Annotated in this window: 25 protein-coding genes, 1 tRNA gene and 2 pseudogenes; 20 read left to right on the plus strand and 8 right to left on the minus strand. The window is 59.9% G+C overall.

Annotated elements, in window-relative coordinates; translation table 11 throughout:
* The first annotated feature begins 62 nt into the window (after nucleotides 1-62).
* The 6 genes from MUN84_RS03730 to MUN84_RS22785 all read left to right on the plus strand — a co-directional run bounded on the left by MUN84_RS03730 (nucleotide 63) and on the right by MUN84_RS22785 (nucleotide 3256).
* Entirely contained in the window at nucleotides 63-506 is a 444-nt protein-coding gene (locus MUN84_RS03730) for a hypothetical protein (RefSeq protein ID WP_244696707.1), read from the plus strand.
* Nucleotides 503-901: an alpha/beta hydrolase family protein gene (locus MUN84_RS03735; protein WP_244696708.1), complete on the plus strand. Its 399-nt coding sequence runs from the start codon at nucleotides 503-505 to the stop codon at nucleotides 899-901. The genes MUN84_RS03730 and MUN84_RS03735 overlap by 4 nt, the downstream gene beginning before the upstream one ends.
* Nucleotides 901-1455, plus strand: a complete 555-nt coding sequence (locus tag MUN84_RS03740) for a hypothetical protein (RefSeq protein WP_244696709.1) — start codon at nucleotides 901-903, stop codon at nucleotides 1453-1455. Before MUN84_RS03735 ends, MUN84_RS03740 begins: the two co-directional genes overlap by 1 nt.
* Before the next feature lie 99 nt (nucleotides 1456-1554).
* A complete protein-coding gene (locus MUN84_RS03745) occupies nucleotides 1555-1842 on the plus strand; it encodes a hypothetical protein (RefSeq protein WP_244696710.1) in 288 nt (95 codons plus the stop codon).
* 11 nt (nucleotides 1843-1853) lie between these two features.
* A complete protein-coding gene (locus MUN84_RS03750; RefSeq protein WP_244696711.1) occupies nucleotides 1854-3143 on the plus strand; it encodes a flavin monoamine oxidase family protein in 1290 nt (429 codons plus the stop codon).
* A complete protein-coding gene (locus tag MUN84_RS22785) occupies nucleotides 3086-3256 on the plus strand; it encodes an FAD-dependent oxidoreductase (protein WP_262920637.1) in 171 nt (56 codons plus the stop codon). The genes MUN84_RS03750 and MUN84_RS22785 overlap by 58 nt, the downstream gene beginning before the upstream one ends.
* A 347-nt stretch (nucleotides 3257-3603) precedes the next feature.
* Here MUN84_RS22785 and MUN84_RS03755 read toward each other — a convergent pair.
* Nucleotides 3604-3679 (minus strand) — tRNA-Lys (locus MUN84_RS03755).
* 82 nt (nucleotides 3680-3761) lie between these two features.
* Here MUN84_RS03755 and MUN84_RS03760 point away from each other — a divergent pair.
* Complete coding sequence (locus tag MUN84_RS03760) at nucleotides 3762-4478, plus strand: hypothetical protein (protein WP_244696712.1); 717 nt, start codon at nucleotides 3762-3764, stop codon at nucleotides 4476-4478.
* Between the two features lie 80 nt (nucleotides 4479-4558).
* Here MUN84_RS03760 and MUN84_RS03765 read toward each other — a convergent pair whose 3' ends face one another.
* On the minus strand, nucleotides 4559-5365 hold the full coding sequence (locus MUN84_RS03765; protein ID WP_244696713.1) for an SDR family oxidoreductase: 807 nt from the start codon (nucleotides 5363-5365) through the stop codon (nucleotides 4559-4561).
* A gap of 120 nt (nucleotides 5366-5485) precedes the next feature.
* Between MUN84_RS03765 and MUN84_RS03770 the strand changes: the two genes are divergently transcribed.
* From MUN84_RS03770 to rlmD, 7 genes and pseudogenes are all read left to right on the plus strand, one after another.
* Complete coding sequence (locus MUN84_RS03770) at nucleotides 5486-5650, plus strand: hypothetical protein (RefSeq protein ID WP_244696714.1); 165 nt, start codon at nucleotides 5486-5488, stop codon at nucleotides 5648-5650.
* A 261-nt stretch (nucleotides 5651-5911) separates the two neighbouring features.
* The gene (locus MUN84_RS22790; protein ID WP_262920638.1) at nucleotides 5912-6034 is read left to right on the plus strand and encodes a hypothetical protein; all 123 of its coding nucleotides are present in this window, start codon (nucleotides 5912-5914) and stop codon (nucleotides 6032-6034) included.
* Between the two features lie 131 nt (nucleotides 6035-6165).
* Nucleotides 6166-7620: a hypothetical protein gene (locus tag MUN84_RS03775; protein ID WP_244696715.1), complete on the plus strand. Its 1455-nt coding sequence runs from the start codon at nucleotides 6166-6168 to the stop codon at nucleotides 7618-7620.
* Nucleotides 7515-8627 (plus strand): PKD-like domain-containing protein, encoded by a 1113-nt coding sequence (locus MUN84_RS03780; protein WP_244696716.1) that lies wholly within the window; start codon nucleotides 7515-7517, stop codon nucleotides 8625-8627. The genes MUN84_RS03775 and MUN84_RS03780 overlap by 106 nt, the downstream gene beginning before the upstream one ends.
* The gene (locus tag MUN84_RS03785) at nucleotides 8561-11236 is read left to right on the plus strand and encodes a gliding motility-associated C-terminal domain-containing protein (protein ID WP_244696717.1); all 2676 of its coding nucleotides are present in this window, start codon (nucleotides 8561-8563) and stop codon (nucleotides 11234-11236) included. Before MUN84_RS03780 ends, MUN84_RS03785 begins: the two co-directional genes overlap by 67 nt.
* A 76-nt stretch (nucleotides 11237-11312) precedes the next feature.
* Entirely contained in the window at nucleotides 11313-11612 is a 300-nt protein-coding gene (locus MUN84_RS03790; protein WP_244696718.1) for a hypothetical protein, read from the plus strand.
* Nucleotides 11613-11626: 14 nt separating this feature from the next.
* Nucleotides 11627-13034 (plus strand): annotated as a pseudogene (rlmD, locus tag MUN84_RS03795) (23S rRNA (uracil(1939)-C(5))-methyltransferase RlmD).
* Between the two features lie 29 nt (nucleotides 13035-13063).
* On the opposite strand, the gene MUN84_RS03800 reads toward rlmD, so the two are convergent.
* Nucleotides 13064-13375 (minus strand): hypothetical protein, encoded by a 312-nt coding sequence (locus tag MUN84_RS03800; protein WP_244696719.1) that lies wholly within the window; start codon nucleotides 13373-13375, stop codon nucleotides 13064-13066.
* Between the two features lie 25 nt (nucleotides 13376-13400).
* Here MUN84_RS03800 and MUN84_RS03805 point away from each other — a divergent pair, with 25 nt between their 5' ends.
* Nucleotides 13401-13907 (plus strand): hypothetical protein, encoded by a 507-nt coding sequence (locus tag MUN84_RS03805; protein WP_317239099.1) that lies wholly within the window; start codon nucleotides 13401-13403, stop codon nucleotides 13905-13907.
* Between the two features lie 51 nt (nucleotides 13908-13958).
* Here MUN84_RS03805 and thiL read toward each other — a convergent pair whose 3' ends face one another.
* A complete protein-coding gene (gene thiL, locus MUN84_RS03810; protein WP_244696720.1) occupies nucleotides 13959-14981 on the minus strand; it encodes a thiamine-phosphate kinase in 1023 nt (340 codons plus the stop codon).
* A gap of 292 nt (nucleotides 14982-15273) precedes the next feature.
* Here thiL and MUN84_RS03815 point away from each other — a divergent pair, with 292 nt between their 5' ends.
* Nucleotides 15274-15861 (plus strand): hypothetical protein, encoded by a 588-nt coding sequence (locus MUN84_RS03815; RefSeq protein WP_244696721.1) that lies wholly within the window; start codon nucleotides 15274-15276, stop codon nucleotides 15859-15861.
* A gap of 250 nt (nucleotides 15862-16111) precedes the next feature.
* Here the strand turns inward: MUN84_RS03815 and MUN84_RS03820 are convergent.
* Both MUN84_RS03820 and MUN84_RS03825 read right to left on the minus strand, forming a co-directional pair.
* Nucleotides 16112-17850: pseudogene (locus tag MUN84_RS03820) on the minus strand (M3 family oligoendopeptidase).
* Between the two features lie 273 nt (nucleotides 17851-18123).
* Entirely contained in the window at nucleotides 18124-19230 is a 1107-nt protein-coding gene (locus MUN84_RS03825) for a ferredoxin--NADP reductase (protein ID WP_244696722.1), read from the minus strand.
* 249 nt (nucleotides 19231-19479) lie between these two features.
* Here MUN84_RS03825 and MUN84_RS03830 point away from each other — a divergent pair, with 249 nt between their 5' ends.
* A complete protein-coding gene (locus MUN84_RS03830) occupies nucleotides 19480-20088 on the plus strand; it encodes a peptidoglycan DD-metalloendopeptidase family protein (protein WP_317239100.1) in 609 nt (202 codons plus the stop codon).
* Nucleotides 20089-20390: 302 nt separating this feature from the next.
* Here the strand turns inward: MUN84_RS03830 and MUN84_RS03835 are convergent, their stop codons facing one another.
* Nucleotides 20391-21326 (minus strand): ABC transporter permease, encoded by a 936-nt coding sequence (locus tag MUN84_RS03835; protein WP_244696723.1) that lies wholly within the window; start codon nucleotides 21324-21326, stop codon nucleotides 20391-20393.
* 23 nt (nucleotides 21327-21349) lie between these two features.
* Nucleotides 21350-21538 carry a hypothetical protein gene (locus MUN84_RS03840; RefSeq protein WP_244696724.1) on the minus strand — a complete coding sequence of 63 codons (189 nt, stop codon included), beginning with the start codon at nucleotides 21536-21538 and terminating at the stop codon, nucleotides 21350-21352.
* A 117-nt stretch (nucleotides 21539-21655) separates the two neighbouring features.
* Here MUN84_RS03840 and MUN84_RS03845 point away from each other — a divergent pair, with 117 nt between their 5' ends.
* The 3 genes from MUN84_RS03845 (at nucleotide 21656) to MUN84_RS03855 (ending at nucleotide 24654) form a co-directional block, all read left to right on the plus strand.
* Complete coding sequence (locus tag MUN84_RS03845; protein ID WP_244696725.1) at nucleotides 21656-22921, plus strand: exo-beta-N-acetylmuramidase NamZ domain-containing protein; 1266 nt, start codon at nucleotides 21656-21658, stop codon at nucleotides 22919-22921.
* A 58-nt stretch (nucleotides 22922-22979) separates the two neighbouring features.
* Nucleotides 22980-23951, plus strand: coding sequence for a methionyl-tRNA formyltransferase (fmt, locus tag MUN84_RS03850; RefSeq protein ID WP_244696726.1), 972 nt, complete (start codon nucleotides 22980-22982; stop codon nucleotides 23949-23951).
* 217 nt (nucleotides 23952-24168) lie between these two features.
* Nucleotides 24169-24654, plus strand: coding sequence for a dihydrofolate reductase (locus MUN84_RS03855; RefSeq protein ID WP_244696727.1), 486 nt, complete (start codon nucleotides 24169-24171; stop codon nucleotides 24652-24654).
* Nucleotides 24655-24744: the final 90 nt, after the last annotated feature.

The following is a 24744-nucleotide window of genomic DNA, read 5'->3' on the forward strand; positions in this document are numbered from 1 at the left end:
TGCCGGGGAGAAGCGGCCGGTCCGGGAGCCGTTTTCTTTTGCTTAGCTCTACTACCTCCTGTATGAAGAAGCACTACGCTATTTCGTATGTTATTATCCTGTTGCTGCTGCACAGCGTGCTAGCGGCCGCTGCCCCTCTGCGGGCTCCTGCTTCTCCCCTCGATGGGCTCTGGAAAGGCCCGTTGAAAGTACCTGGTGGTCAGTGGGAAGTGGTTTTCCGGGTAGTGCCGCTGACCGGTGGTAGCTACTTTGCTACCTTGGATGTGCCCATTCAACGGGTGAGCGGTATTTCAGTGGCCGTGGAAGTGCAGGGCGATTCGGTAAGCTTCGTGGCTGAGCAGGTAGGTAGCCGCTTTACCGGGCAGCTTTCCGCCAGCGGGCAACAGGTACAGGGCACTTGGCGCCAAAATGGCTTCAAAACGCCCCTGACCCTGCAGCTGGTGCCAGCCTCGGCCGTGGCGGGCGCCAAAACCCGACTGACGCCCCTTATCAGGAAGAAGAAGTGACGTTTACCAGCAGCCAGGAGGCACTCCGCCTGGCCGGCCTGTTGTCCTTGCCCCCGGGCACAGGGCCATTCCCAACCGCCGTGTTGGTTTCCGACGCCGGGGCCCAGGACCGGGACGGCACCGTAGGCGACTACCGCCCTATGGGCGCGCTGGCCGACTACCTGACCCGCCGTGGCATTGCCGTTCTGCGCTTTGATGACCGGGGCGTGGGCGGCTCCAGCGGCTCGGCGGCCCCAGCTACCATTTCCGACGTGGTAACGGACGTGCAGGCGGCGCTAAACTTCCTGCGTACTCGCCCCGAGGTAGATTTAACCCGCCTGGGTATTATTGGGCACGGTGAAGGTGGCAACGTGGCCCTGCTGGCGGCGGCTCAACCCCTCCCCCCGCCTTTGTAGTGGCCCTGGCCGCGCACGGGCTGCCCGGCAGCGACATTGTTATTCAGCAGCAAACCAATGTGCTGCGCTCCTTGGGTACGGATCAAGCACAGGTTGAACAAGCTGTGAAGCGCCAGCAGGCCATGCTCGAAATCATTCGGCAAACTCCCGATGACGCCCAAGCGCAAGCCATTGTGGCCAACATGCTGCGCCAAAACAATTCCTCCATGGATCCGGCGGCAGCTAAAGCCAGCGCCGCCGAGCTTACCTCGGCCCGCTACCGGCAATTCCTGTCGTTTAACCCCATTGCTAAGCTTCCCGACGTGAAGTGCCCCGTGCTGCTGCTCAACGGAACGGCCGACCTGTACGTGGCCGCCGACGCTAACATGGCTCCCCTGGCGAAAGGCCTGAAAAATAACAAAAGCGTGGTCAGCCGCAAGCTACCCGGCGTCAACCATTTGTTTCAGCCTGACCCCAAGGAGTGGCCCCTGGTGAACGGGCAAGCCAAGGAAATATTCTCACCCCAGGCCCAGGAAGCAATCCGGGAGTGGATTGTTGAGCCGGTTAAAAAGTAAGTCGACTCGGGCAGTGGTAGCAGCGGATGTTGCTACCACTGCCCAGGCCGCGCTCCATCATTAGTATCCTTCATACTTTCCACTCATACGCCTACCCACATGAAGCTACCGTTTACTTCTTCTATTCCCCAGGCCCGCACGCAGTTGCTGCGCTCCTTACAGCAAGCTTTCCGACTGGCCGTAGTCGCTAACGAGCCGGGGGCTCCCTCGGCCGATGAGCTAGCCGAAATGGCTACCAGCCAGACGCGACGCGACTTTCTCACTAACACAGCCAAAATGGGCCTGTTGGTTAGCGCCGGCGGGCTGCTATCTGCCTGCGACACGGAGGTAGTGGAGCCTGCGTTGGAGCCGCAAAGGCAGCAAAGCCTGGGCTCGCTCACGGGGTAGCCCCGCGGGTAGTGGTAGTGGGGGCAGGCATGGCCGGTTTGAACTGCGCCTATCAGCTCAAGAAAGCTGGCGTGCCGGCCCGCGTGTACGAAGCCAGCAACCGGGCTGGGGGTCGCATTTTCACTGCCCACGGCCTAATGGGTCCTGGGCTCACCACGGAGCTGGGAGGCGAGTTTATTGACAGCGGCCACGCCGACATGCTGCAGCTAGCCCAGGAGTTTGGCTTGCCTCTCTACGATGTAGAGTCGCCCAGCGAAACCGTGCTGCAAAAGGACGCTTATTTCTTCGGGGGCAAGCAGTACACCGTAGCGCAGGTAATTGCCGCTTTCCAGCCGTACGCGCGGCAAATGCAGGCTGATATTCGCTCGCTGCCGGGCACTATCACCTTCGAGAAGATGAACGCGGCCGCAGCCCGCTTTGATCAGATGTCGATTGCCGCCTACTTCGACTCGATTCACATGACGGGCTGGATCCGGACGTTGCTGGAAGTGGCCTACCTGACCGAGTACGGACGGGAAGTAAATGACCAGACCTCGATTAACTTCCTGTGGCTGTTCTCGGCCGACACCAGCAAGGGCACTTTTGACATTTTTGGTGTTAGCGATGAACGCTACAAAATTAAGGGTGGCAACCAGCAGCTCACCGATGCCCTGCACGAGCAGTTAGCCGGTCAGGTAACGCTGCAGCACAAGCTCGTGGCCCTGAGCCAGCAGGGTAGCGAATACCACCTGACGTTCGAGCAAGCCAGCGGCACTCGCCTCACCGTGGTAGCCGATTACGTGGTACTGACCATTCCTTTTACCATTCTGCGGACTGTAGATTTGCAGGTAGCCTTGCCCGCTTGGAAGCTGAATGCCATCCAGAACCTGGGCTATGGTACCAATGCCAAGCTATTTTTGGGCTTTAACGGCCGGCCCTGGCGCAACAATGGCTACACTGGTTACCTGTTCTCTGACCAGACGGCTCAGAGCGGTTGGGACAGCGGCCAATTGCAGCCCACCACCCAGACGGCGTTTACCGTCTATCTGGGCGGACAAGCGGGCGTAGCTGTGGGCTCCGGTTCGGCCCAGTCGCAGGCCGGCAAGTTTCTGCCCGTACTGGAAAAGGCCTGGCCGGGCACGCAGGCCGCCTTCAACGGCCAGGTTGAGCGCTTCCACTGGCCCACGCACCCGCACACGCTGGCTAGCTACGCCTGCTACCGGGTAGGACAGTTCAGCACTATTGCCGGGCCGAAGGCAAACCTGTGGGCAACTTATTTTTCGCCGGTGAGCATTGCAGCGCCTGGTACCAGGGCTTCATGAATGGCGCCGCCGAAACCGGCCGCATGGCGGCCTCGGACGTGCAAGCGGCCCTGCGCACCAAAAACACGGCCCTTCACCAGCGGATGCGACAGCGGGAAAAAAGCCTGGCTTAGTGCAACGAGGCTGATAGCATAAAGGCTATTATGCCGCCTTGCGGCCATAATCTTAACCGCCTTCCGGCGCTTATGCTGCGCACAGCCAAGCATTGGCTACCGCACTATTAGTGTTACTAAACAAACAGCTCCGGCCAGTTGGCCGGAGCTGTTTGTTTTTAGAACTCTGCGTGGCGCAACTATAAGCCGCCGACCAGCCCAGAAGTATGTAGAGGATTCGCTCGTGTTGACGACTAACGGCCCAGGCAATAACGGCGTGACCTATCACCTCATCGGTAACCGAAGCAGGCTGCGGCCCTAATCTCTAGTAAAGCAAACGCCCTGGCTGCCAGTGGCAACCAGGGCGGTGGTGATCCCGCTGGGATTCGAACCCAGGACCCATACATTAAAAGTGTATTGCTCTACCAGCTGAGCTACAGAATCATTTGTTTTCTTTGCAAACGGCGAATGTTTTTCGCTGATTGTGGCACAAAAGTAGAGGCCCAAGTTTAACCGTGCAACTGTTTTGCTAAAAAAAGTCCTCCTTTTTTTCCTTTTTGGAGCCCTGCTTTTTCAAGCGGCTCAGGCCCAAAAAGTTACTCCACGCCTTCTGCATGCTGATTCCCTGTTTGAAACGGGTCGTCCAGAGCAGGCCTACCCGCTCTACCGCCGCGTACGGGAGCAGGACGGGATACAGTCGGCGCAGCAGCTGTTGCGCATGGCCTATACTCAGGAGGGCCTCGGGCATTATCCGGCAGCGCTTTATTACTTGAGCCTGGCCCAGGCCTGGCAGCCCCGGCATACTACCTGGGAAAAAATGGTGGACATCGCCCAGCAGCACCGCCTAACGGGCTACCCCAATACCTGGCGGCAAAACCTGGCCATTACCGTCCAGCGCTACTACTACCGCCTGCTGCAGGTACTGCTAGCATTAGCCGTGGCTGGCGGTACGCTGCTGCTGGTGCGCCGCCGCACCGCCGACCGCGCCTGGTGGGTCATGTACGCTACCTACCTGCTCGTGCTGGGCTTGTTCCTGAACCTGCTGGGGCCGGGCCGGGTAGGGCTGGTGTCGCGGCCGCGGGCACCGCTCATGGCTGGCCCTAGCGCGGGTTCAGCTTGGCTTACAACAGCCGCCGCCGGCGACCGTTTCGAGGTGCAAGGCCAGCACGACATTTGGTACCGCGTGCAGTGGCAGGGCCGCGACGCCTACATCCGCCGCCCCGATTTACTGCTGGTTGAATAAGGTAGAATTATCAGGCAGTAACGCCGAAGCCGGCCGTTCTAGGAAAAACGGCCGGCTTCGGTGCGGTTGGGGCAAGATGCTTAGAGGGTAAAGTCGGGCTCTTCCTTCCGAAAATGGTTTAACACCAGCTTATCGGCTAGGCCCGGCAGCCATTTGTTCAGGAACACCGTGAGCTTGCCCTGACCGGTCAGCACCAAGTCGCGGCGGCGCTGCTGCACGGCGCGGAGCAGGTGCTGGGCCACTTCTCCGCTGCTCATCATCTGCTGCTCATTCCGCGGCGACTCACCCTGGGCCGAACCGTCGGCGGCCAGGGCCACATTGCGGATGTTGGAGGCCGTAAAACCGGGGCAAGCCAGCAGCACGTGCACGCCCTGGGGCAGTAACTCGGTGCGAAGGGCCTCTAGAAAGCCGTGCATGGCGAATTTCGAAGCCGAATAACCCGTTCGGCCCGGCAGGCCGCGGTAGCCGGCAATGCTGCTGATGCCCACGATGGAGCCTTTGGCCTGGGTAATATGGGGTAGAGCAAACTTGGTGGTGTACACCGTCCCAAAGAAATTGGTTTGCATCAGGCGCCGGATAACGTCCAAGTCGGCGTCGCGGAACAGGGCCCGCATGCTGATGCCCGCATTGTTGATGAGCACGTCTAGGCGACCAAAAGCGGCCACGGTTTCTTGTACGGCCCGCTCCGAATCAGCCTCTACCCCCACATCGGCACGGATGGCTAGGTGACTGATTCCGAGGCTGGCCAGCTCCCGGGCCGTATCCTGCAAACGGGCTTCGTCGCGGCCGGTAATGGCTACGCGGGCCCCGGCCCGCCCAAATGCCAGAGCAGTAGCCCGGCCAATGCCGGAGGTACCGCCCGTAATGAGCACTACGTTGTCTTTCATGAAAAGGAAATAACCAGATGCCCTCCGGCTGGAAAGCGCGCAAAACTACGGGTAATTCTGCCAGCATAATGCCACTAACGAGCCTCAACTAGCCTTATAGCACTACGCCGCTGACAGGGCATGGAGCGCGTGGCCGAAGCACAAATTGTATTTTATCACGCTATTGTCACTATCTTCGAGCTACGCCGTGCCGGTGTTTCCTTTGCTTTGTATGCCCCAGCCTTTTCGTGTGATTTAGAGCAAAAAAATACGCTGTATAAATGGGCGTTTGGCGCAGCTAGCTGAACCCGTTTCTTTCTGCTGTCCAAACCGCCTTACCCTGCAGAAAGGTAACTGGGCTTACCGTACAGTGCTACTAACCCGCGGAGGCCTTCTGAAAACGGGGGATGCAGACCGGAAATTTACCATTGGGAGGATTGGAACGCAGAAGGTACTTTTGCTATCAACACGCTACAATGTACTATCGTGAGTGGACAAGCAATAGCCGTTAACATCCTGATTATTATCCGTTCATGTGTCCATAGCCTTAAGTAAACGCGCCTGTTTGTGCGACTTGCTTCCGCCGGTAGCGACGCTCTTACTATTACTACCCGTGCTGAGGTGCTAAAGCACCCGCTACTACCTGCGCTGACGGCCGCGGCGCGCTGGGCCGGCCATGCTGAGGCCTAGCATCGGTTAGCCGACAGCCTTGCCTGAATTTGACTTTTTAGCCATACGGCACCGGCCGGGCTTCTTTCCTTGCATCTTCTTTTTTATTCTATGCCAACACGTTTACTACGCACCTGTTTCCTGCTGTTGATTTGGCTTACGGTGGGGCACTGCCCGCCGCGGCTACCCACTTGCTGGGTGGTGAAATGAATTATAAATACCTGGATGCCAACGGACCAACTACGGCTCCCTTCCGCTACCAGGTTACGGTGCTGGTATACCTGAACAAGGAGTCGGGCTCAGTGGCGCCCGATGGCCGCCTGAGTGTAGATATCAGCTTTTATAACAAGTCGCAGAATGGGGCGCGAATTATGTCGGTTACTGTGCCGCGCACCAGCTTTGTGGAAATTACCCCGCCCTCGCCGGGTACTTGCACCCTGCCTAATAGCCGGCCGCCCCGCGTTACGCTGGCCAAGTACGTGACGGTAGTGAACCTGCCGAACTCGTTTGAGGGCTACTACGCCGTGTACACCGATGCCGCGCGCAACGTGGACGTGACCAACCTGCTGAACCCAGGGGGTACCAACATGACGCTTTACGCCGACATTGCCCCGCCCCTACTGCCCAACACCTCCCCGGTCTTTTCGGATACGGCCGTGGCTGTTATTTGCCAGGGCGACACCAGCCTCATTCTCAACAACGCCTACGACGCCGATGGCGACCGGCTGACCTACACGTTTGGCACGCCCTACCAGGGCAGCCCGCCCTTCGGCAACTTCACCCCGCCGCCCCTACCCGTAGATTACGCCACGGGTTATAGCCAAACCCAGCCGTTCGGGCCGGGTACCGGCAGCTTCGCCTCTCTAAATGCCAGCACCGGCCTGAGCCGGTACGCAACCCGCATTCAGGGCAAGTTTGTTGTGGCTGTGGACGTGAAAGAGTACCGCACCGTGAATGGCCGAGAGGTGCTAGTGGGCACTACTCGGCGCGATATTCAGCTGGTTTCCAGGGTGTGCCAACCCAACCAGGCCCCGGTGTTTAGTCCGCCCTCCGTGTCAATTCGCGACTACACCATTGAAGAGGGCCAGACTGTAAACTTCAACATTGTAGCCTCAGACCCGGAAAACCAGTCGTTGGTGATGCGGGTGAACAGCGTGCTGCTCGATGGCAACGGGCCCTTCAACGCCAGCCTCAACAACAACCAGGGCACGCTCCCCAGCGGCACCCCCATTGGGGGTGCCTCGGTAAGCGGCACCAGCCCGGTAACGGGCGCGTTTCGATTTGCTTCGCGCTGCGGCGATGCCCGCGCTACCCCTTACGACGTGGTCGTGACTGTGTCGGACAACACGTGTAGCAGCAAGAGCATTGCCGAGATTTTTCGCATTACCGTGACGCGCGCCAGCGGCCCCAACCGCATTTCCGGCGACTCCGTGGTGTGCGACCGGGGCCAGGCCCGCACGTACACCGCGCAGGGCCCGTTACCGGGGCCTACCGTTGGGCGGTGCGCGGCGGCACGATTCAGGGCTCCGCAACGGGCCGCACCATTCAGGTGCTGTGGGGCGCGGCCTCAGCGGGCTCCCTGCGGGTGCAGGGCCTGTCGGTGCTAAGCTGCCCTACTGATTCGGCGTTTAAGGCGGTGAATCTGCGCGCCGCGGGCACCCTGACGGCCAGCCCCAACGTGAGCATCTGCCTGGGCGGCTCCACTACCCTAACGGCCAGCGGTGGCCAGACTTACACCTGGACCGGGGGTGGGCAGACCTTCACCGGGGCCAGCATTACGGTTACTCCTACCCAAACGACTACCTACACCGTGCAAAGCACCGACGGCACCTGCACGTACTCGCGGCAAGTGACGGTAACGGTTACGGCCACGGCCGTGGCTAATGCCGGTTCCGATTTGGCGACCTGCTCCGGCGCGCCAGTCACGCTCGGCACGGCGGCGCTGACGGGTTACACCTACCAGTGGAGCCCCGCCACCGGGCTGAGCAGCGCTACGGCGGCCCAACCTACCCTCACCTTATCGAACACAACGGGGGCCGCACAAACCTTTACCTACACGCTGCGGGCTACTACCGCCAACGGCTGCTTTGCTACCAGCACCGTGCAAGTAGTGGTGAATCCGGTGGCGGTAGCGGATGCCGGCCCCAGCCGCACCACCTGCTCGGGGGTGCCAGTTACGCTCGGCACGGCGGCGCTGGCCAGCTCTAGCTACCAGTGGAGCCCCGCCACGGGCCTAAGCAGTGCAACTGTCGCTCAACCAGTGCTGACGCCCACCAATACCACCGGCGCACCCCAGACGCTTTCTTACTTGGTTACGGTAACGACGGCCAACGGCTGCACGGCCACCAGCACTGTGCAAGTAACGGTAAACCCGGCCGCCGTAGCGGATGCCGGTTCCGACCGGGCCGTATGCTCCGCGGAAACCACTACCCTTGGAACTGCACCAGTAGCCGGCACCACCTACGCCTGGAGCCCGGCCGCGGGCCTGAGTAGCACGACGGCCGCTCAGCCTACCTTCAACCTACCGAATACTGGCTCCGCCCCCAGGTGTACACCTATACCCTCACGGCCACCACCGCTCAGGGCTGCACGGCTACTAGCACCGTGCGGGTAACGGTGAATCCGGCGGCCGTAGCCAATGCCGGCCCCGACCGGGCCGTGTGCTCAAGTGAGCCAACGACTCTGGGCAGTACGCCTGTTGCTGGTACTACCTACCAGTGGAGCCCAGCGGCTGGCCTCAGCAGCAGCACGGCCGCCCAACCCGTGTTTAGCCTAGCAAATACCGGCACTGCCCCGCAAGAGTACACCTTCACACTTACTGCTACCACGGCCAATGGCTGCACGGCTACTAGCACCGTGCGGGTGACGGTAAACCCGGCCGCCGTGGCTGCGGCTGGCTCCGACCGCGCCTTGTGCTCCGGGGAAAGTACGACCCTGGGCGCCGCGGCCGTAACGGGCACTACGTATCAGTGGAGTCCTGCTACGGGCTTAAGCAGCGCCACCGCCGCCCAGCCTGTCTTCAGCCTGACGAACACCACTACTACCCCGCAGCTCTACACGTTTACCCTCACGGCTACTACGGCCAACGGTTGCGTAGCCACCAGCACCGTACGGGTAACGGTGAACCCCGCCGCCGTGGCTAACGCGGGCCCCAATGCAACTCTCTGCGACGGCCAGCAAGTGACGCTGGGCACGACGGCCCTGCCGGGCTACTCCTACCAGTGGAGCCCGGCCACCGGCCTGAGCAATGCCACCACGGCCCGGCCTGTGCTGATGGCGGTGAACCGCACCGGCGCGCCCCTGACCCTGAACTACACTCTCACCGCCACCACGGCGCAGAACTGTACTGCTACCTCCACCGTGCGCGTGACCATCAACCCGCGGCCGGCGGCTGACAGCATTCAGGGCAGCGTTTCGGTGTGTCCCACGGTGCAGGGCGTGGCTTATAGCATTCGGAATCCGCGCGGCACGGCTTACCAGTGGCGGGTGCAGGGCGGCACCGTAGCCAGCGGCCAAGGCACCAGCGCCATTACCGTAAACTGGGGCACGGCCTCCACCACGGCCAGCGTGCAAGTCTTCCAGCTCAACGCCTTCGGGTGCTCCTCCGATACGGTGGTGCTGCCCGTGCGCGTTAATCAGCAACTGGCTACGGCCCGGCCCACGGGCCCAGTGCAAGTCTGCCAGACGGGCGGGCCCTTCACCTACCAAACCCAGTATACCAACGGCTCGGTGTACGCCTGGCAGGTAGTAGGCGGTACCCAGGTATCGACCTCGCAGGCCAGCATTCAGGTCAACTTCACCCAGCCCGGCCTGGCCAAGCTGGTCGTGACGGAATCCAGCAACCCAGCCGGCGGCATTTGCCGGGGCGTGAGCGACACGCTGTACGTGAACGTGCTGCCTGGTCCGGCTACCAACCTAGCCATTACCGGCCCGAGCCGGGTGTGCGCTGGTACCACTTCCCTGAGCTTCGCGCTGCCGGGCGCGGCCACTTCTACCTACGCCTTTACGCTGAACGGCACTACCCTGACGGGCACCGGCAACACGGTTTCGCTGCCTACGCCGGCTGCTAGTGCTACGCCGTACACCCTCACCATTCGGGAAACCAACGCCAACGGCTGCGTGGGGCAGGTATACACCAAAGCCTTCGAGGTAGTGGCGCCGCTAACCATTGCCGGCCCGCCGAGTTACTGCCCCGAGGCCCGCACGGGTCTAACCTATTCCGTGGCTAACTTCCCGGGCGGCCAATACCAGTGGACGGTTACCGGGGCTACCCTCGTAAGTGGGCAGGGCACCAACGCGGTGCGGCTTGACGTGCCCGCGGGCAGCGGCAACGTGACGCTGAGCGTGACGGAAACGACCAGCCAGAGTTGCGCGGCTACCTTCACTATCCGGCCCGATAACGCCACGGTAAGCCTGACGGCGGCTTCCGTAGACGCCGCAGCCAACGACCGAAGCGTAACCCTGGCCCTGGCCGTACCCAATAATGCTGGCAACACCAACCAGGTGCGCATCATGCGCCGCGACGCCGGCAGCACGGCCACCTTCACGGCGGTAGGCACGGCGGTAGGCACCGCTACCAGCTTCACGGATAAAACCGCCGACGCCGACGCCAAGGCCTACGAGTACCGGGTGGATTTAACCAATGCCTGTGGTACGCTGCTGAGCAGCACCCAGCACACCACCATCCTGACCAAAGCCACCGCCGCTGAGGCCACTGATACCCGCCAGCAGGGCACGGTGCAGGTTACCTGGACGGCCTACCAGGGCTTTACGGTGCAGGAGTACCGGGTAAGCCGCGTGGCTGACAACGGCACGGCCGAGCAGATAGCCGTGGTCAACGGTGCTACCCTTACGTACGCACTGCCCTCTAGCCGGTCGGGCTTTAGCCAGTGCTTCCGGGTGCAGGCCATCAGCACCGATGCCGTGGCGCGCACGGCCAGCTCCAACGATGCCTGCGTGACGTTCGAAAATAAGCTGGGCTTCTACAACATCATCACGCCCAACGCCGACGGTAAAAATGACGTGCTGGTAATTGACAACGTGCAGCTCTACCCCAGCAACACGCTCTCGGTGTATAACCGCTACGGCAAGCAGGTGTACGAAACCCGCAACTACCGCAACAACTTCGGGGCGAGGGCTGCGGCAACGGAGTGTACTACTACCTGTTCAAGCTCGACAACGGCACCAGTTACAAGGGCTGGTTTGAAATTGCCCGCTAACTAGCAATACTCCACTGAAAAGCGCCGTTCGGAAAATCCGGGCGGCGCTTTTTTTCGGCCCTGCCTGCTACTGGCTGGCGTTGTTGCTGCAACTGGTGGGGCTGCTGGCCCGGACGTTGCCTACGCCCAGGCCCACCGCAACCTTGGCTTTACTGAAAGGTAACCGGCGGCCCTGGCTGGCTCTGACCTACCCGTTGCTACCCGGCACGCAGCCGCACTACCTCACCCGCCCCAACTCAACCTCTCTGACTTACCACAGCCGCCGGAGGTGGCAGCTAGGAGAGTATGCCCGCGCCCTTCCATGTCCGCCACCTGGCGTTCCAGTGGCCCCGCTACCCTACGAAATCCGCGTCATCCTCAACATCCGTCTGAATCCGTGATTACCTTTGCCCTTGTGAGGAAATCAGTAAAAAACATTCCGGCGGAACTGCTCCGCGAGGTCGAAATTACCGACATGGTAGCGGAGGGCAAATGCCTGGTGCGCCGCGAGAACCTGGTCATTTTTGTAACGCAAGTGGCACCCGGCGACGTGGTGGACCTGCGCGTAACCAAGGCTAAAAAGAACTTTTTGGAAGCCGTGCCCACGCACTTCCACAAGTACTCCGACCTGCGCGTAACGCCGTTCTGTGAGCATTTTGGCACCTGTGGGGGCTGCAAGTGGCAGCACTTGGCCTACGAAACTCAGCTCAAGTTCAAGCAGCAGCAGGTGGCCGACACCTTGCAGCGCATCGGCAAAGTAGCCCTGCCAGAAATCCTACCCATCCAACCCTCCCCCGACCAGACGTACTACCGCAACAAGCTCGAATACACCTTCAGCCACAACGGCTGGCTAACCAACGAGCAAATCAACAGCGGCCACGATTACGAGCGGCGCGTGCTGGGCTTTCACACGCCGGCCCGCTTCGATAAGATCCTGGACGTGAACCACTGCTGGCTGCAACCCGACCCAGCAACCAGATTCGGCTGGCCATCCGCGACTATGCCCTGGAGCACGACCTCCCCTTTAATAACCTGGTAACTCAGCAGGGCTTTTTGCGCAACCTCATCATCCGGACGGCCAACAGCGGCGACCTGATGGTGATTCTGCAGTGCTACTACGCCCACGATGCCCTGCTGCCTTTGCTGGATTTCATCTATGAGCGGTTCCCGCAGATAACCTCCCTGAACTACGTGCTCAACGACAAGGGCAACGAAACCTTCCACGACCTGGAGGTGGTGTGCTATAAGGGCGAGCCGTTTATTCACGAAGAAATGGAAGGGTTGCGCTTCCGCGTGGGGCCAAAATCGTTCTACCAAACCAACTCGGAAGGCGCCTACAACCTTTACAAAATCACCCGCGAGTTTGCCCAGCTCACCGGCTCGGAGCTGGTGTATGACCTTTACACGGGCGCTGGTACCATTGCCAACTTTGTGGCCCGGCAGGCCAAACACGTAGTGGGTGTGGAGTACGTGGAGTCGGCGGTGAAAGACGCCTACATTAACTCCGAGATTAACAGCACCACCAACACGGAGTTCTACGCCGGCGATATGAAGGACGTGCTCAACGCCGAATTCATCGCCCGGCACGGCCGCCCCGACGTGGTCATCACCGACCCGCCCCGCGCCGGCATGCACCCCGATGTAGTAGCTCGCCTACTGGAAATGCGCGCCCCCGCATCGTGTACGTCAGCTGCAACCCCGGTACCCAGGCCCGCGACCTAGAGCTACTGGACGAGGCTTATAAAGTGGTGAAAGTGCAGCCCGTAGATATGTTCCCGCACACCCACCACGTAGAAAATGTGGTGCTGCTGGAGTTGCGGTGATAAGGCCTTGGGCGGCTGATAGGTGCCTTTTATTCCTTGGATGAATTGCGTAAGGAAAAGTAAACGGCTCCTGCGGCCAGCAAGGGCAAACACAAAAATAATAGTAAGAAATAGTCTCCGAAGGTGTATTGCTCCCAAGAATATTCTTTTGACAATGAGCGTATGCCAATAAAAGCCAGCAGGAAACCGAGGCCAACTCCTATCGGTTTCAGTTCAGATGTGCGAGCCTTATAGAAAAGAAAAAATAGAGCAAGTCCATAAAGAGTGGCTATTACCAGCGCTTTAAATAGGCTAATGATCCACGAGAAATAATCTTCGGATAGCAGCAGGGTTGCATACATAGGGATGCAATATTGATTATAAACAGTGAAACTCATGGATTACACCAACGACCCCGAACTGAACGGCAAATACCTCGGCACCATCACCAAGGATTTTGCTGCCGTTTCTGATACGCTCAGCGAGGCTTCCTCCCAGATCCGCAAGCGGGATATTTCGAAGTATCCCATCTTCGTATTTGCCCGCCAGGAGGTGCCGCTGGGTGGCCTGCTGATCAACGCCGACGAAGCCAACCTGGAGTGGCATGTTTTCGCTAGCTACCTAGAGCTGTTTGTGCAGCAGGGCATTGTGGGCCAGGAGGGCATCGAAGCCTTCCAGAGTACCTACCGCGACGCCGACGAGTATTGCTGCCTGTTCGTGCTGGACGAGGAGTTTACCAACTTTGTGTACATCCCTTACCCGAGGATTAGCCAAAACGTTGGTCATGGCGAGGGCACCGAAGCCATCCTTCCTGTCTTTAGCCACACACCTAATAAGTTGACAAGCCCTTACTTCCGTGGTGGAGGTAAGGGCTTGTCGCGTTTTCAAGGGTAGCACTTTGTACAGGACGGATTGCTTCGCCTCCGGCTCGCAATGACGGGTGTGTTACTCGAAATGCTGGAAGCCTTGGGCGCGGAGCGGCACGGGCTGACCGGCTTTGGTAATGAGGTTGGCGCCCTCACTCTTGTCGACCATGTGGCCGATGATGGTGATATCGGGGTGGTTTTTGAGTTTATCGTGGGCTGAGAGGGGCACGGTAAACAGGAGTTCGTAGTCCTCGCCGCCGTTGAGCATGCACATGATGGGGTCGAGGTTGAACTCCTCGGCTACCTCCAGGGTAGGGTTAGCAATGGGCAGGTTTTCAGTGAAGATGCGGGCTCCGGTGCCGCTGGCCTGGCACAGGTGCAGCACCTCGGAAGCCAGCCCGTCCGACACGTCAATCATGCTGGTGGGCGCCACGCCCAAATCGCGCAGTTCGTGCACTACGTCCATGCGGGCCTCGGGGCGCAGCTGGCGCTGGAGCACGTAGGGGTACTTCTCTAGCTCAGGCTGGGTCTCGGGGTCGGCTTGCCAGGCTTGCTTTTCGCGTTCCAGCACTTGCAGGCCCAGGAAAGCGCCGCCTAGGTCGCCGGTTACGCAAATCAGGTCGTTAGGACCGGCTCCGCTGCGGCGCACGGCCTCGCCGGCCACTACCTGCCCCAGGGCCGTAATACCAATGGTCAGGCCCGAGCGGCTGGCGGTAGTGTCGCCACCCACCAAATCCACGTTGTAGGCCTCGCAGGCCAGGCGCATGCCTTGGTACAGCTCGTCGATGGCTTCTACGGAAAAGCGCGAAGGCACGCTCAGGGCTACTACCAGCTGGGTGGGCAGGGCATTCATGGCGGCAATATCCGAGACGTTCACGGCCACGGCTTTGTACCCTAGGTGCTTGAGCGGGCAGAACGTGAGGTCGAAGTGGACGCCTTCCACCAACAGGTCCGTGCTGATAACGACCTCCTGCCCGGCAGGCGGGGCCAGAATAGCGGCGTCGTCGCCGATGCCCAGAATGGTGCTAGGCTGGGTAAGCTGAATGTTTTCCTGAATTCGGCGGATCAGACCGAACTCGCCGACTTTATCGAGGGGCGTCATAGAGGCAATAAGGATACGAAGGAGAAGCCTGGTGCTGCTACCCCGGCGGGGCAACAGGAAGTGGGCGCAAAGGTACGCTGCCGGACGACTAGTACGAACACGGGCTACGCGGCGTTAAGGCCAGCGGCTTAGCTTGGCGCTACCTCCGGGTCCCGCGGCCGGGCATTCTGGCCCTGCTTTTTCGCGCGGCTAGCAGCTAATACAGTAGTATAATTTCAAGTAGTTGCGCTTGTTTAATGAGCGTTTTTTGGGGAATATTCGTTGGCCTACTGCTACTCTCTTTTGTCCTTCTATGAAGCGTCTTACTTCCCTGTTTCTGGCCCTGGCCACCCTTACTACGATTAGCTGCAACCGCACCCCCAAGAGCATTGATCCGGCCTCGGCCCAGGCCGTCAAAGTACAGCTCGATATTTTACAGGATTCAGTGGACTCGCGTTGGAGCGAAATGGTGGCCTCCGACGATGGCAAGCTGCGCGACACCCGCCAGCTGCTGCGGGAACTAAGCGCCCAACCCGGCATCGACCGCACGCAGCTGGCTCAGTTGCAGTACGCCAACGACCGGCTGGTGCGCCGCCGCTACGACCAGCAAACCATGGCCGAATCGGCGCGGATTGATGCCTACGACGCGGCCCAGGATTCCTTACTACGCGTAGTGTACGCCGTGGCCCTGCCCGCTGACCGGGAGCCGTCGGCACCCGTCAAAACCCTCACCGACCAGATTCAGTCCGCCGATGCGGAGTTAGTTAGCTTCCGCGTCCGTTATGACCAGGCCGCGAGTCGCTTCAACAACTACCTGCAAGTGCATACTGCTGAGCTAGAGCAGCTAGGTGGCAAGTACATCAAGCTCAAGCCCCTACCCCTGTTCACGCTGCAGAACTAGTTGGTAGCAGCGAACCTCACGCCGTTTTGTCCTTCCGACGCAGGAGGAATCTGGGTTAGACTCCAAGGGCTTGACCTAGATTCCTCCTGCGTCGGATGGACAAACGGCAGCTTAGACTTCTTACCCCTGAGCGTTTCAGGTGTACTTTATGGGGTGGCGAAGCATCTGCCTTGCGTGACATACAGTATATAACCAAACAGGGGCCGCCGAAGTGATCGGCTGCCCCTGTTTGGTTAAAGCAAATTCTTGCTTACAACTTGGCCATTTCGTCGCGGACGAAGTCGGCGAGGGTACGCAGGTACTCCGTGCTGAAGTCGAAACGAATACCGGCGGCGGCGTAGATTTCGCCAATGGGGGCGGTGTAGCCCAGGGCCAAAGCGCGCTGATAGCCCTGCAGAGCCGCCTGCGGATTCTGGCGGAAGTTGCGCCACACGGCAATGGCCCCGAGCTGGGCCATAGCGTACTCGATGTAGTAGAACGGAACCTCGTACAGGTGAAGCTGCTTCTGCCAGAGGTAGGGCTTGGCGTGCTCCAGCCCTTGCCAGCTCACGGTGCGCTGGTTGAACTCGTCGAAAATGCGCGTCCAGTGCTGGTGGCGCTCGGCCAGCGTGTGGTTCGGGTTTTCGTACACCCAGTGCTGAAATTTGTCGATGGTAGCTACCCAGGGAAAGGTTTCGAGCACGCTTTCGAGGTGGGTTTTCTTGGCCCGGCGCAGCTCATCCTCATCCGTGAAGAACACGTTCCAGTGGTCCATGCTGATCAGCTCCATGCTCATGGATGCCAACTCCGCTACCTCAGATGGGGGTGCTTGTCGGCCCCGAGGGGTAGGCGGCGGGTCAGGAAGGAGTGCACGGCATGGCCGCCCTCGTGCAGCATGGTCACCACGTCGCGCAGGGAACTGGTGGCATTCATGAAAATGAACGGCACGCCGGTTTCATCCAGGGGGTAGTTGTAGCCGCCGGGCGCCTTGCCCTTGCGCGATTCCAGGTCGAGGTTGCCCATGTCGCGCATGGTGCGCAGGCACTGGCCCAGGAAGGGGTCGAGGCGGTCGAACACCGTGACGGTTTTCTCCAGCAACTCCTCGCCCGTTTCAAACGGCCGTAGCGGCGCCTTGCCCGATACGTCCACGTCTAGGTCCCAGGGGCGCAGCTCGGGCAGGGCCAAGTCTTGGCGGCGTTCCAGGTCCAGGTCGTCAATCAGGGGCACCACGGTTTCGCGGATGGCCTGGTGGAAATTAAAGGTGTCCTGCGGGGTATAATCGAAGCGGCCCAGGGCCGCAAACATGTAGTCGCGGAAGTTAGGAAAACCCGCGTTGCGCGCTACCTGATGGCGTAGCTGAATGAGTTCGGTATAGAGCACGTCCAGGGGCTGAGCATCCCGCAGGCGGCGCTCCTGAATGGCCCGCCAAGCCTGCTCCCGCACGGTACGGTCGGGGCTTTTGAGGCGGTCGGCGGCCCGGGGTAGGGTTAGCTCTTCCCCATCCAGCGTTACCGTCATGGCACCGGCAATGGCGGCGTACTGCTGCTGCTTGGTGCTGATTTCAGTTTTGAGCGGAATGTTTTCGGCCCGGTAGATTTCCAGGGCCTGGCGCACTGAGCGCACGAACACCCGGTAGCGGGCCGGGTCTAGCTCGTCCAGGAACGGAGAAGCCATCATCTTCTCGTTCAGGGCGTGGTCGTAGGGCGCCACGTTGGGCTCAATTTCGCTCACGAAGTACTGGAACGCCTCCGCCTGGGCCTGGTCTTGGGTGTCGCAGGTCATGCGGATGTAGCGCCAAGCCAAATCCTCGCTCAGTACCGCTTCCAGCTCTGAGCGGTTTAAGAGCCACTGCTCCAGTTCCTGAGCCGAGTGAATGGCCCGGTCGCGCAGTTCAATAAAGAAGGGTTCAATGGCCTCCCAATCCGTAACAGTAAACGACTCAGGAAGGTAGTGCCGGGGCGGCCGCTGGGTTTCAGTTGCCAGCTCGGCCGCGGGAGCGGAGTATGTCATAATCGAATCAGAAAGTAGAAGCAGACCGCACTGGTTGCCGGAGAAGGTACTACCAGAAACGGGCTTCGTAAGTTTGAACAATGTAGCAACATAATGTTGCTTGTTCATAGATCAGTTTTGCCGCCTTGGGTTTACTGGGATATGTATTTAATCCCGAGCCAGCAGTACCGCCCGCACCAGACTGGAAGGGCCCTATCCACGTACGCGCCGCCGCTGAAGGAAGCTCAAGAATACCGAATTATTTTTCTCGGGCTCACAACCGGCGGCAGCTGGCTAGTCGATTTCAATTACTACGTCGCTGGTCAGCGGGTGACCAACGCAAGTCAGCACGTAGCCCTGTTTTATTTCCGCATCCGATAAGCCTTCCCGCTCATCAAGATGCACCTTGCCCGAAAGGCACTTGCCGCGGCAGGCCGTGCACAGCCCCGCCTGGCAGGAGTAGGGCAAATCGATGTCCTGATCGAGGGCGGCCTCCAGAATCGTTTGGTTGGGCGCCACGGGGAATTGGTATTCTGACCCCTCATAGTTGATGGTGACAGTATAGGCCCCGGGCGTATCGTCGGGTGCCGTCGATACGTCGCCGTGGCCGCTGGGCTGGGCAGCCGCCGTTTCGGAAGCGTCGGCGGCGGCTACGAAACTCTCGCGGCGGACGCGGCTGGCGGGCACTCCAAGCAGCTCCAGGGCCGCCTGCGCTTCTACCATCAGGCCATCGGGCCCGCAGAGGAAGTACTCGGCCTGAGCAGCCGGAAACTGGTGGCGCTGCTCCAGAATGCGCAGGAGCATGGTGCGGTTGAGGCGGCCGGTGTGCAGGTGCCCACCAGTAGGATTCTTGGGCTGGCTATACACGTGCTCCACCTGAAAACGGCCGGCGTACTGCTGCTCCAGCTGGCGGAGCTGGGTAGCAAAAATTACCGCTTCCTCGTTGCGGTTGCCGTACACGAGCAGCACATGGCTTTGGGGCTCCTCGCGCAGCACCGCCTTGAGCATGCTCATCAGGGGCGTAATGCCCGAGCCGGCCCCTATTAGCACAATGGAGCGGGCCGACTTGGGCTGGGGCACCAGCGTGAAGTTGCCCAGTGGGGCCATCACCTCCAGCTGCTGCCCTACTCGCACCGTATCGAGCAGATAGTTGCTGACCAGACCGCCCGCTACCCGCTTCACTGTCACGGCCAGGCGCGGCGCTTCATTGGGGGTGCTGCTCAGGGAGTAGGCCCGGCGCTCCTTTTTTCCGCCGGGGCCACAAGGTAAAATCAACGTCAGAAACTGGCCGGGCTGGCAGGCAATTGCCTGACGGTCGGGACGTTCGAAGTGAATGGTAACTGCATCGGGCGTTTCCTGGGTTAGCTCAACGACAGTAAGCGTTAGGTAGGCACTGCTCATGGAAGAGGACTTGGGACTGAGAGTCTGGGCTGAATAAAGGGCGAAAATACGGGATAATGTGGCGTACGCTGTAGCTTGCGCCGCGTTGATGCTACGTACAAAATCTTGCGGCTACTTGGGGCGGCGGCTTCGTACCGCCACCTACTCGCCTGGGCAGCCAAAGGTTTATTGCGTAGTCGCGCAACGGTTTCCTCCTGACTTCCCTCTAGGTACCTCGCTTCGCGTGCTGCCACTCCTGACTTTTTTTCCATGCTCGCTTCCCTACTCGAACGCCATCAGCACGAATTCGGCCCGGTTCTGCCCGTAGACCTCAGCGCCCCCGATGTAGCCCGCCTCGATTTTACGGCCGCCAATCCGCTGCTTCAGAACGCCGATCTGCGCGACACTCCGGCTTTTGAGGAGTTGGTGGCTCGGCTCCTGGCGGCTCAGGATGCGCATATTGGGGTAGGCGGCTACCTGGAAAACCGGGTGATTTACCGCCGCAGCCCCGGCCTGTTCGGCGACCCGGCCGTGCCCGCCCGCTCCCTGCACCTAGGCGTGGATGTGTGGCTGCGGGCCGGTACGCCCGTGCTGGCCCCCCTCGACGCGGTAGTGCACAGCGTGCAGGACAACGACAACTTCGGCGACTATGGCCCTACCGTCATTTTGCAGCACCAACTCGAAGACACCATTTTCTACACCCTCTACGGCCACCTCACCCGCCGCGAAACCCTGCTGCTCCGCCCCGGCATGCGCATCGAAAAAGGCGACACCTTCACGGAGGTAGGCCCCGCCCCGAAAACGGCGACTGGCCGCCCCACCTGCACTTCCAAATCATTGCCGACCTGGAGGGCCGCTCCGGCGACTTTCCGGGGGTAGGACTGGTGGAGGAGCGCGAGAAGTGGGCTGCCCTCTGCCCCGATCCTAACCTGATTTTGCAGAGCCAGTGGCTGTAACCAGTAGTCCGGCCTGGGGAGTACATTAAGCTCAAGTTCTGTAAAAGCCTGTCATCCTGAGCAGAGCGAAGGACCTTCTCACGTTGAAACGACAAGCGTTCTGACGTGAGAAGGTCCTTCGCTCTGCTCTGAATGACAGGCTTTATACTATCTGAAGTTATAAGCTTCTGTCTCGACTACTCTCCGCATGCTTTTGTGGGTCGCCGCAAAAAACCAGGCTAAGCCTTAGTCGAATTTGATGGCTACTACGGGCTTAATGCGCGAAATCAGGTAGGTCGGAATTAGGACGGCCAGCAGGGAGGTGAGGAAGGTAGCGGCGTTGAGCACCACTATCATCAGCGGGTCCCAGTGAATCGGCACCCGATCCATGTAGTAGTTTTCGGGGTCCAGCGGGATGGGGTGGAAAAAGTACTGAACGGCGCAGAAGCCCAGCCCAATCAGGTTGCCGTAGAACATGCCCCGCACCGTCAGGCTCAGGCCCCGGAAAAAGAACATGCTCCGAATTTGGTTATCCGTAGCTCCGATGGCCTTGAGCACCCCAATCATGTTGGTGCGCTCCAGAATCATGATGAAGATGGTGGCTACCATGTTAAACGTGGCCACGAAGATGATCAGCACCAGGAAGATAACCACGTTGCGGTTCAGCAGCTTCAGCCAGTCGAAGAGCTGGGCGTACTGGTCCGTGATTTTGTCCAGTTTTAAGTCGTAGCGCAGGTTCTCGTAAAGGTTGTCGGCTACGGGGTCCAGGCGGTTGAAGTCCTTGAGCGTGATTTCCAGCCCACCCACCAGCGAGTCGGGCCAGCTGGTTAGGTCGCGCACCTGCTGAATATCCCCGATGACGTAGGCTTCGTCGAACTCGTCGAGGCCGGTTTGGTAGATGCCGCGCACCGTGAACTGGCGCACCCGGGGCGGGTTCTGGATGAAGTAGAACAGGGCCTTGTCGCCGGGCTTGAGGCGGAGCTTATCGGCCACCTTGCGCGAGAGCAGCACGTCGTTGCTGGCGGCCGTGTCCGAGAACGTCAGGAACTTGCCGCTGACCAGATTCTGGCGCATGGGCGAGCGGCCGCTTTTCTCGTCAATGCCTTTCAGCACTACCCCTAGCACTTCCTCCTTGGTTTTAATGATGGCCGTTTTGCGGGCAAACGGCTGGATGGAAGACACCTGCGGGTTGTGTTGCAACTGCTTTACCAGTCGTGGCCCCCAATGGGCTCTACCTCCAGGGAGTTGTTGGTATCGTACTTGCTGATTTGCAAGTGGGAGCCGAAGGAGAAGATCTTGTTCTGGATTTCGTTGCGGAAGCCCTCCAGAATAGCAAACGACACCACCATCACGGCCAATCCCATGGCAATGCTGATGATGGCTATCTTTGTCACCGACGAGGTAAATGAACCTGCATCGGCCCCATCGATCTTATTAGATATGTACTGCGAGACGTTCACCGGCGTAAAGCTAGACGAATCCCGGCAGTTTTCCACTTTCCCGCCCCGCCTATGCCTTCCATCCTGTCTGCGAGCCTACTAGGCCTTTCTCTTTTCCTTTCTGACTGCGCCCGCGCGCCCCAAGCAGCCTCAGCCGCCAAGCAGCCTGCACCGGATACCAGTAATGCTCCCCTGCGGCAAACGCTGGCCTCTCCGCCCCAAGTGCTACTGCCGGCCGCCGAGCCTTTGCGCGTGGGAGCCGAGCAGTTCAGCCGGTACCTGCCGCTTCTGAAAGGCAAGCGGGTAGGCGTGGTGGTTAACCAGTCGGCCAAGGTAGGAAGGGCCTTTTTGGTTGATACGCTGCTGGCCCAAGGCGCGAATGTGCGAGTGATTTTCGGGCCGGAGCACGGCTTCCGGGGCGAAGCTGCCGATGGCGCCACCATCAAGGACGGCAAGGATGCCCGTAGTGGTTTGCCCGCTCTCAGCTTGTACGGGGCCACTAAAAAGCCTACCACGGAAATGCTGCGCGACGTGGATGTGCTGATTTTCGACATTCAGGATGTGGGCACGCGCTTCTACACGTTCATTAGCACTATGCACTACGTGATGGAAGCGGCGGCGGAGCAAAACAAGGAGATACTGGTGCTGGACCGCCCCAATCCTAACGGCTGGTACGTGGATGGGCCCGTGCTAGAGCCCGAGTTTAAAACCTTCGTGGGCATGCACCCCATTCCCATTGTGCACGGCCTGACGGTAGGCGAGCTGGCCCAGATGATTAACGGGGAAAAGTGGCTGGAGGGCAAACGCCAGTGCCGCCTAACCGTCATTCCCATGCAGGGCTACACCCACGAGACGCGCTACGAACTGCCGGTGCGCCCCTCCCCCAACCTGCCCACGGCCCACTCCGTGGCGCTTTACGCCAGCCTATGCCTGTTTGAAGGCACCGACGTGAGCGTGGGTCGGGGCACGGCTACACCTTTTGAGGTGATTGGCGCGCCCACCCAGCCCAAAACCCGCCCGTTCAGCTTTACCCCGACCCCCAACACCGCCTCCACCTCCCCACCCCAAAACGGCAAGCTTTGCTACGGCCTAGATTTGCGCCAAACTGGTAACGAGGTGGGTTTTACGCTGAAATACCTGCTCGATTTCTACCAGCAGAGCACCGACAAAGCCAATTTCTTTAACAAAGGCTTTGAGCGGTTGGCGGGCACCGCCGCCCTGCGCCAGCAAATCATAGCCGGCAAAACTGAGCAGGAAATCCGCCAGTCCTGGGAGCCGAAGCTGGGCCAGTACAAGGCGCTCCGCCAGAAGTATCTGCTCTACCCTGATTTCAAGTAGAAATCCTGGCCTCCTAACCTACGCGGCTCAGGAGGCCAGGATTTCTACCTTTGCCCTTATGACTTCACTGGCCGCATTAACTCCCCTCCGTCTCATTTTTATGGGCACGCCCGAATTCGCGGTGCCTACCCTCGAAGCTTTACTAGCCTGGGCCGGCGGCCAGGTAGTAGCCGTGGTAACGGCTCCCGACAAACCCGCCGGCCGGGGGCGGCAGCTCCAGGAGTCAGCGGTGAAGCAGGCCGCCGGGCGCCACGGTGTACCGGTGCTGCAGCCGACCAACCTGAAGGCTCCCGAGTTTCAGCAGGAGCTGCAAAGCTACGCCGCCGATTTGCAGGTAGTTGTGGCCTTCCGCATGCTGCCCGAAGCCGTTTGGAACATGCCGCGGCTGGGCTCCATTAACATTCACGCTTCCTTGCTGCCCCAGTACCGCGGGGCTGCACCCATCAACTGGGCCCTCATTCACGGCGATACGCGCACGGGTGTCACCAGCTTTTTCCTGCGTCACGAAATCGACACTGGTAACCTGATTTACCAGGATGCCGTGGATATTGACCCCGAAGATGACTTCGGCACCTTATATGAAAAGCTGAAAACAGCCGGTGCCCAGCTAGCCTTGCGCTCCGTGCAGGCCATTGCGGCGGGCACGGCGCCTAGCATCCCGCAGCCCGAGCTGCCTGAGTTGCGACCGGCGCCCAAGCTGCAAAAGGAAACCGGCCGCCTAGCTTTTCACCAATCGGCGCCGGCCTTGGCCAACCTGGTCCGCGGCCTCTCCCCCCTTCCCACGGCCTTTACCCAGCTACCCGATGGCCGCACGCTCAAGGTGTTCAAGGCTCAGCCCCTCGACGATGAGGAAGCCAGTGGACCCGACGTTTCCGCCCCCGGCCGCTGGTTCACCGACGGCCGCCACTACCTGCGCGTACAAACCGCCAACGGCCTGCTGGATTTGCTGGACGTGCAATTGGAAGGCAAAAAGCGGATGCCCGTGGTTGAGTTTCTGCGGGGCTTCAATGTCGCCTCGCTGGCCGGCTAACCGTATAACGAAGCACCCCAGCAGCGGGGCTCCAGCACGTATTTTTGTCATTCCGAGCAAAGCGAGGAATCTGGCTTCCAGCAAAAAAAGGTAACCCAGATTCCTCGCTTTGCTCGGAATGACACTGTTCTGATAGTCCGGAGCAGTACGACGGGACGCTTGTCTCCGGCCTCATGCACCTAACCTATTTTCACTCTGTACCTACCTACTATCACATATGACTGCACTCGTAGTAGCTGTAGCTGAAAACGGCGTTATTGGGGGAGAAAACCGGCTGCTCTGGCACTTGCCCCTGGATTTAAAACACTTCAAGCAGCTCACCCAGGGCCATCCCATCGTCATGGGTCGGCGCACCTTCGAGAGCATCGGCCGCCCTCTCCCTAATCGGATCAACCTAGTGGTAACCCGCCAGACCGACTGGCAGGCAGAAGGCTGTCAGACGGCCTTTGGTGTGCTACAAGCCCTGGAAGCAGCTCGTGCCCTGGATGAGGAAGTATTCATTATCGGGGGCGGAGAAATATACCGCCAAGCCCTACCCGCCGCCGACGTGGTGTACCTGACTGAAGTACACCATTCATTTGAGGGCGACGTGACCTTTCCGCCGCTGAACCCAGCAGAATGGCGCGAAGAATCCCGGGAGCGGCACGAACCTGACGAGAAGCACGCCTACGCCTTCAGCTTCGTGACCCTGCGGCGCCGGTAGCGGCAAGGTAATAATTCAGTGCTTTAGTAAGTTTGACAGCTTGGCAGCCTAAGCTTAAATATTTCCTTGGTTCAAGTACAACAAAAAGCC

Origin of the sequence: Hymenobacter sp. 5516J-16 (genome assembly GCF_022919335.1) — a bacterium.
In the GTDB taxonomy this organism is placed as follows: Bacteria; Bacteroidota; Bacteroidia; order Cytophagales; family Hymenobacteraceae; genus Hymenobacter; species Hymenobacter sublimis.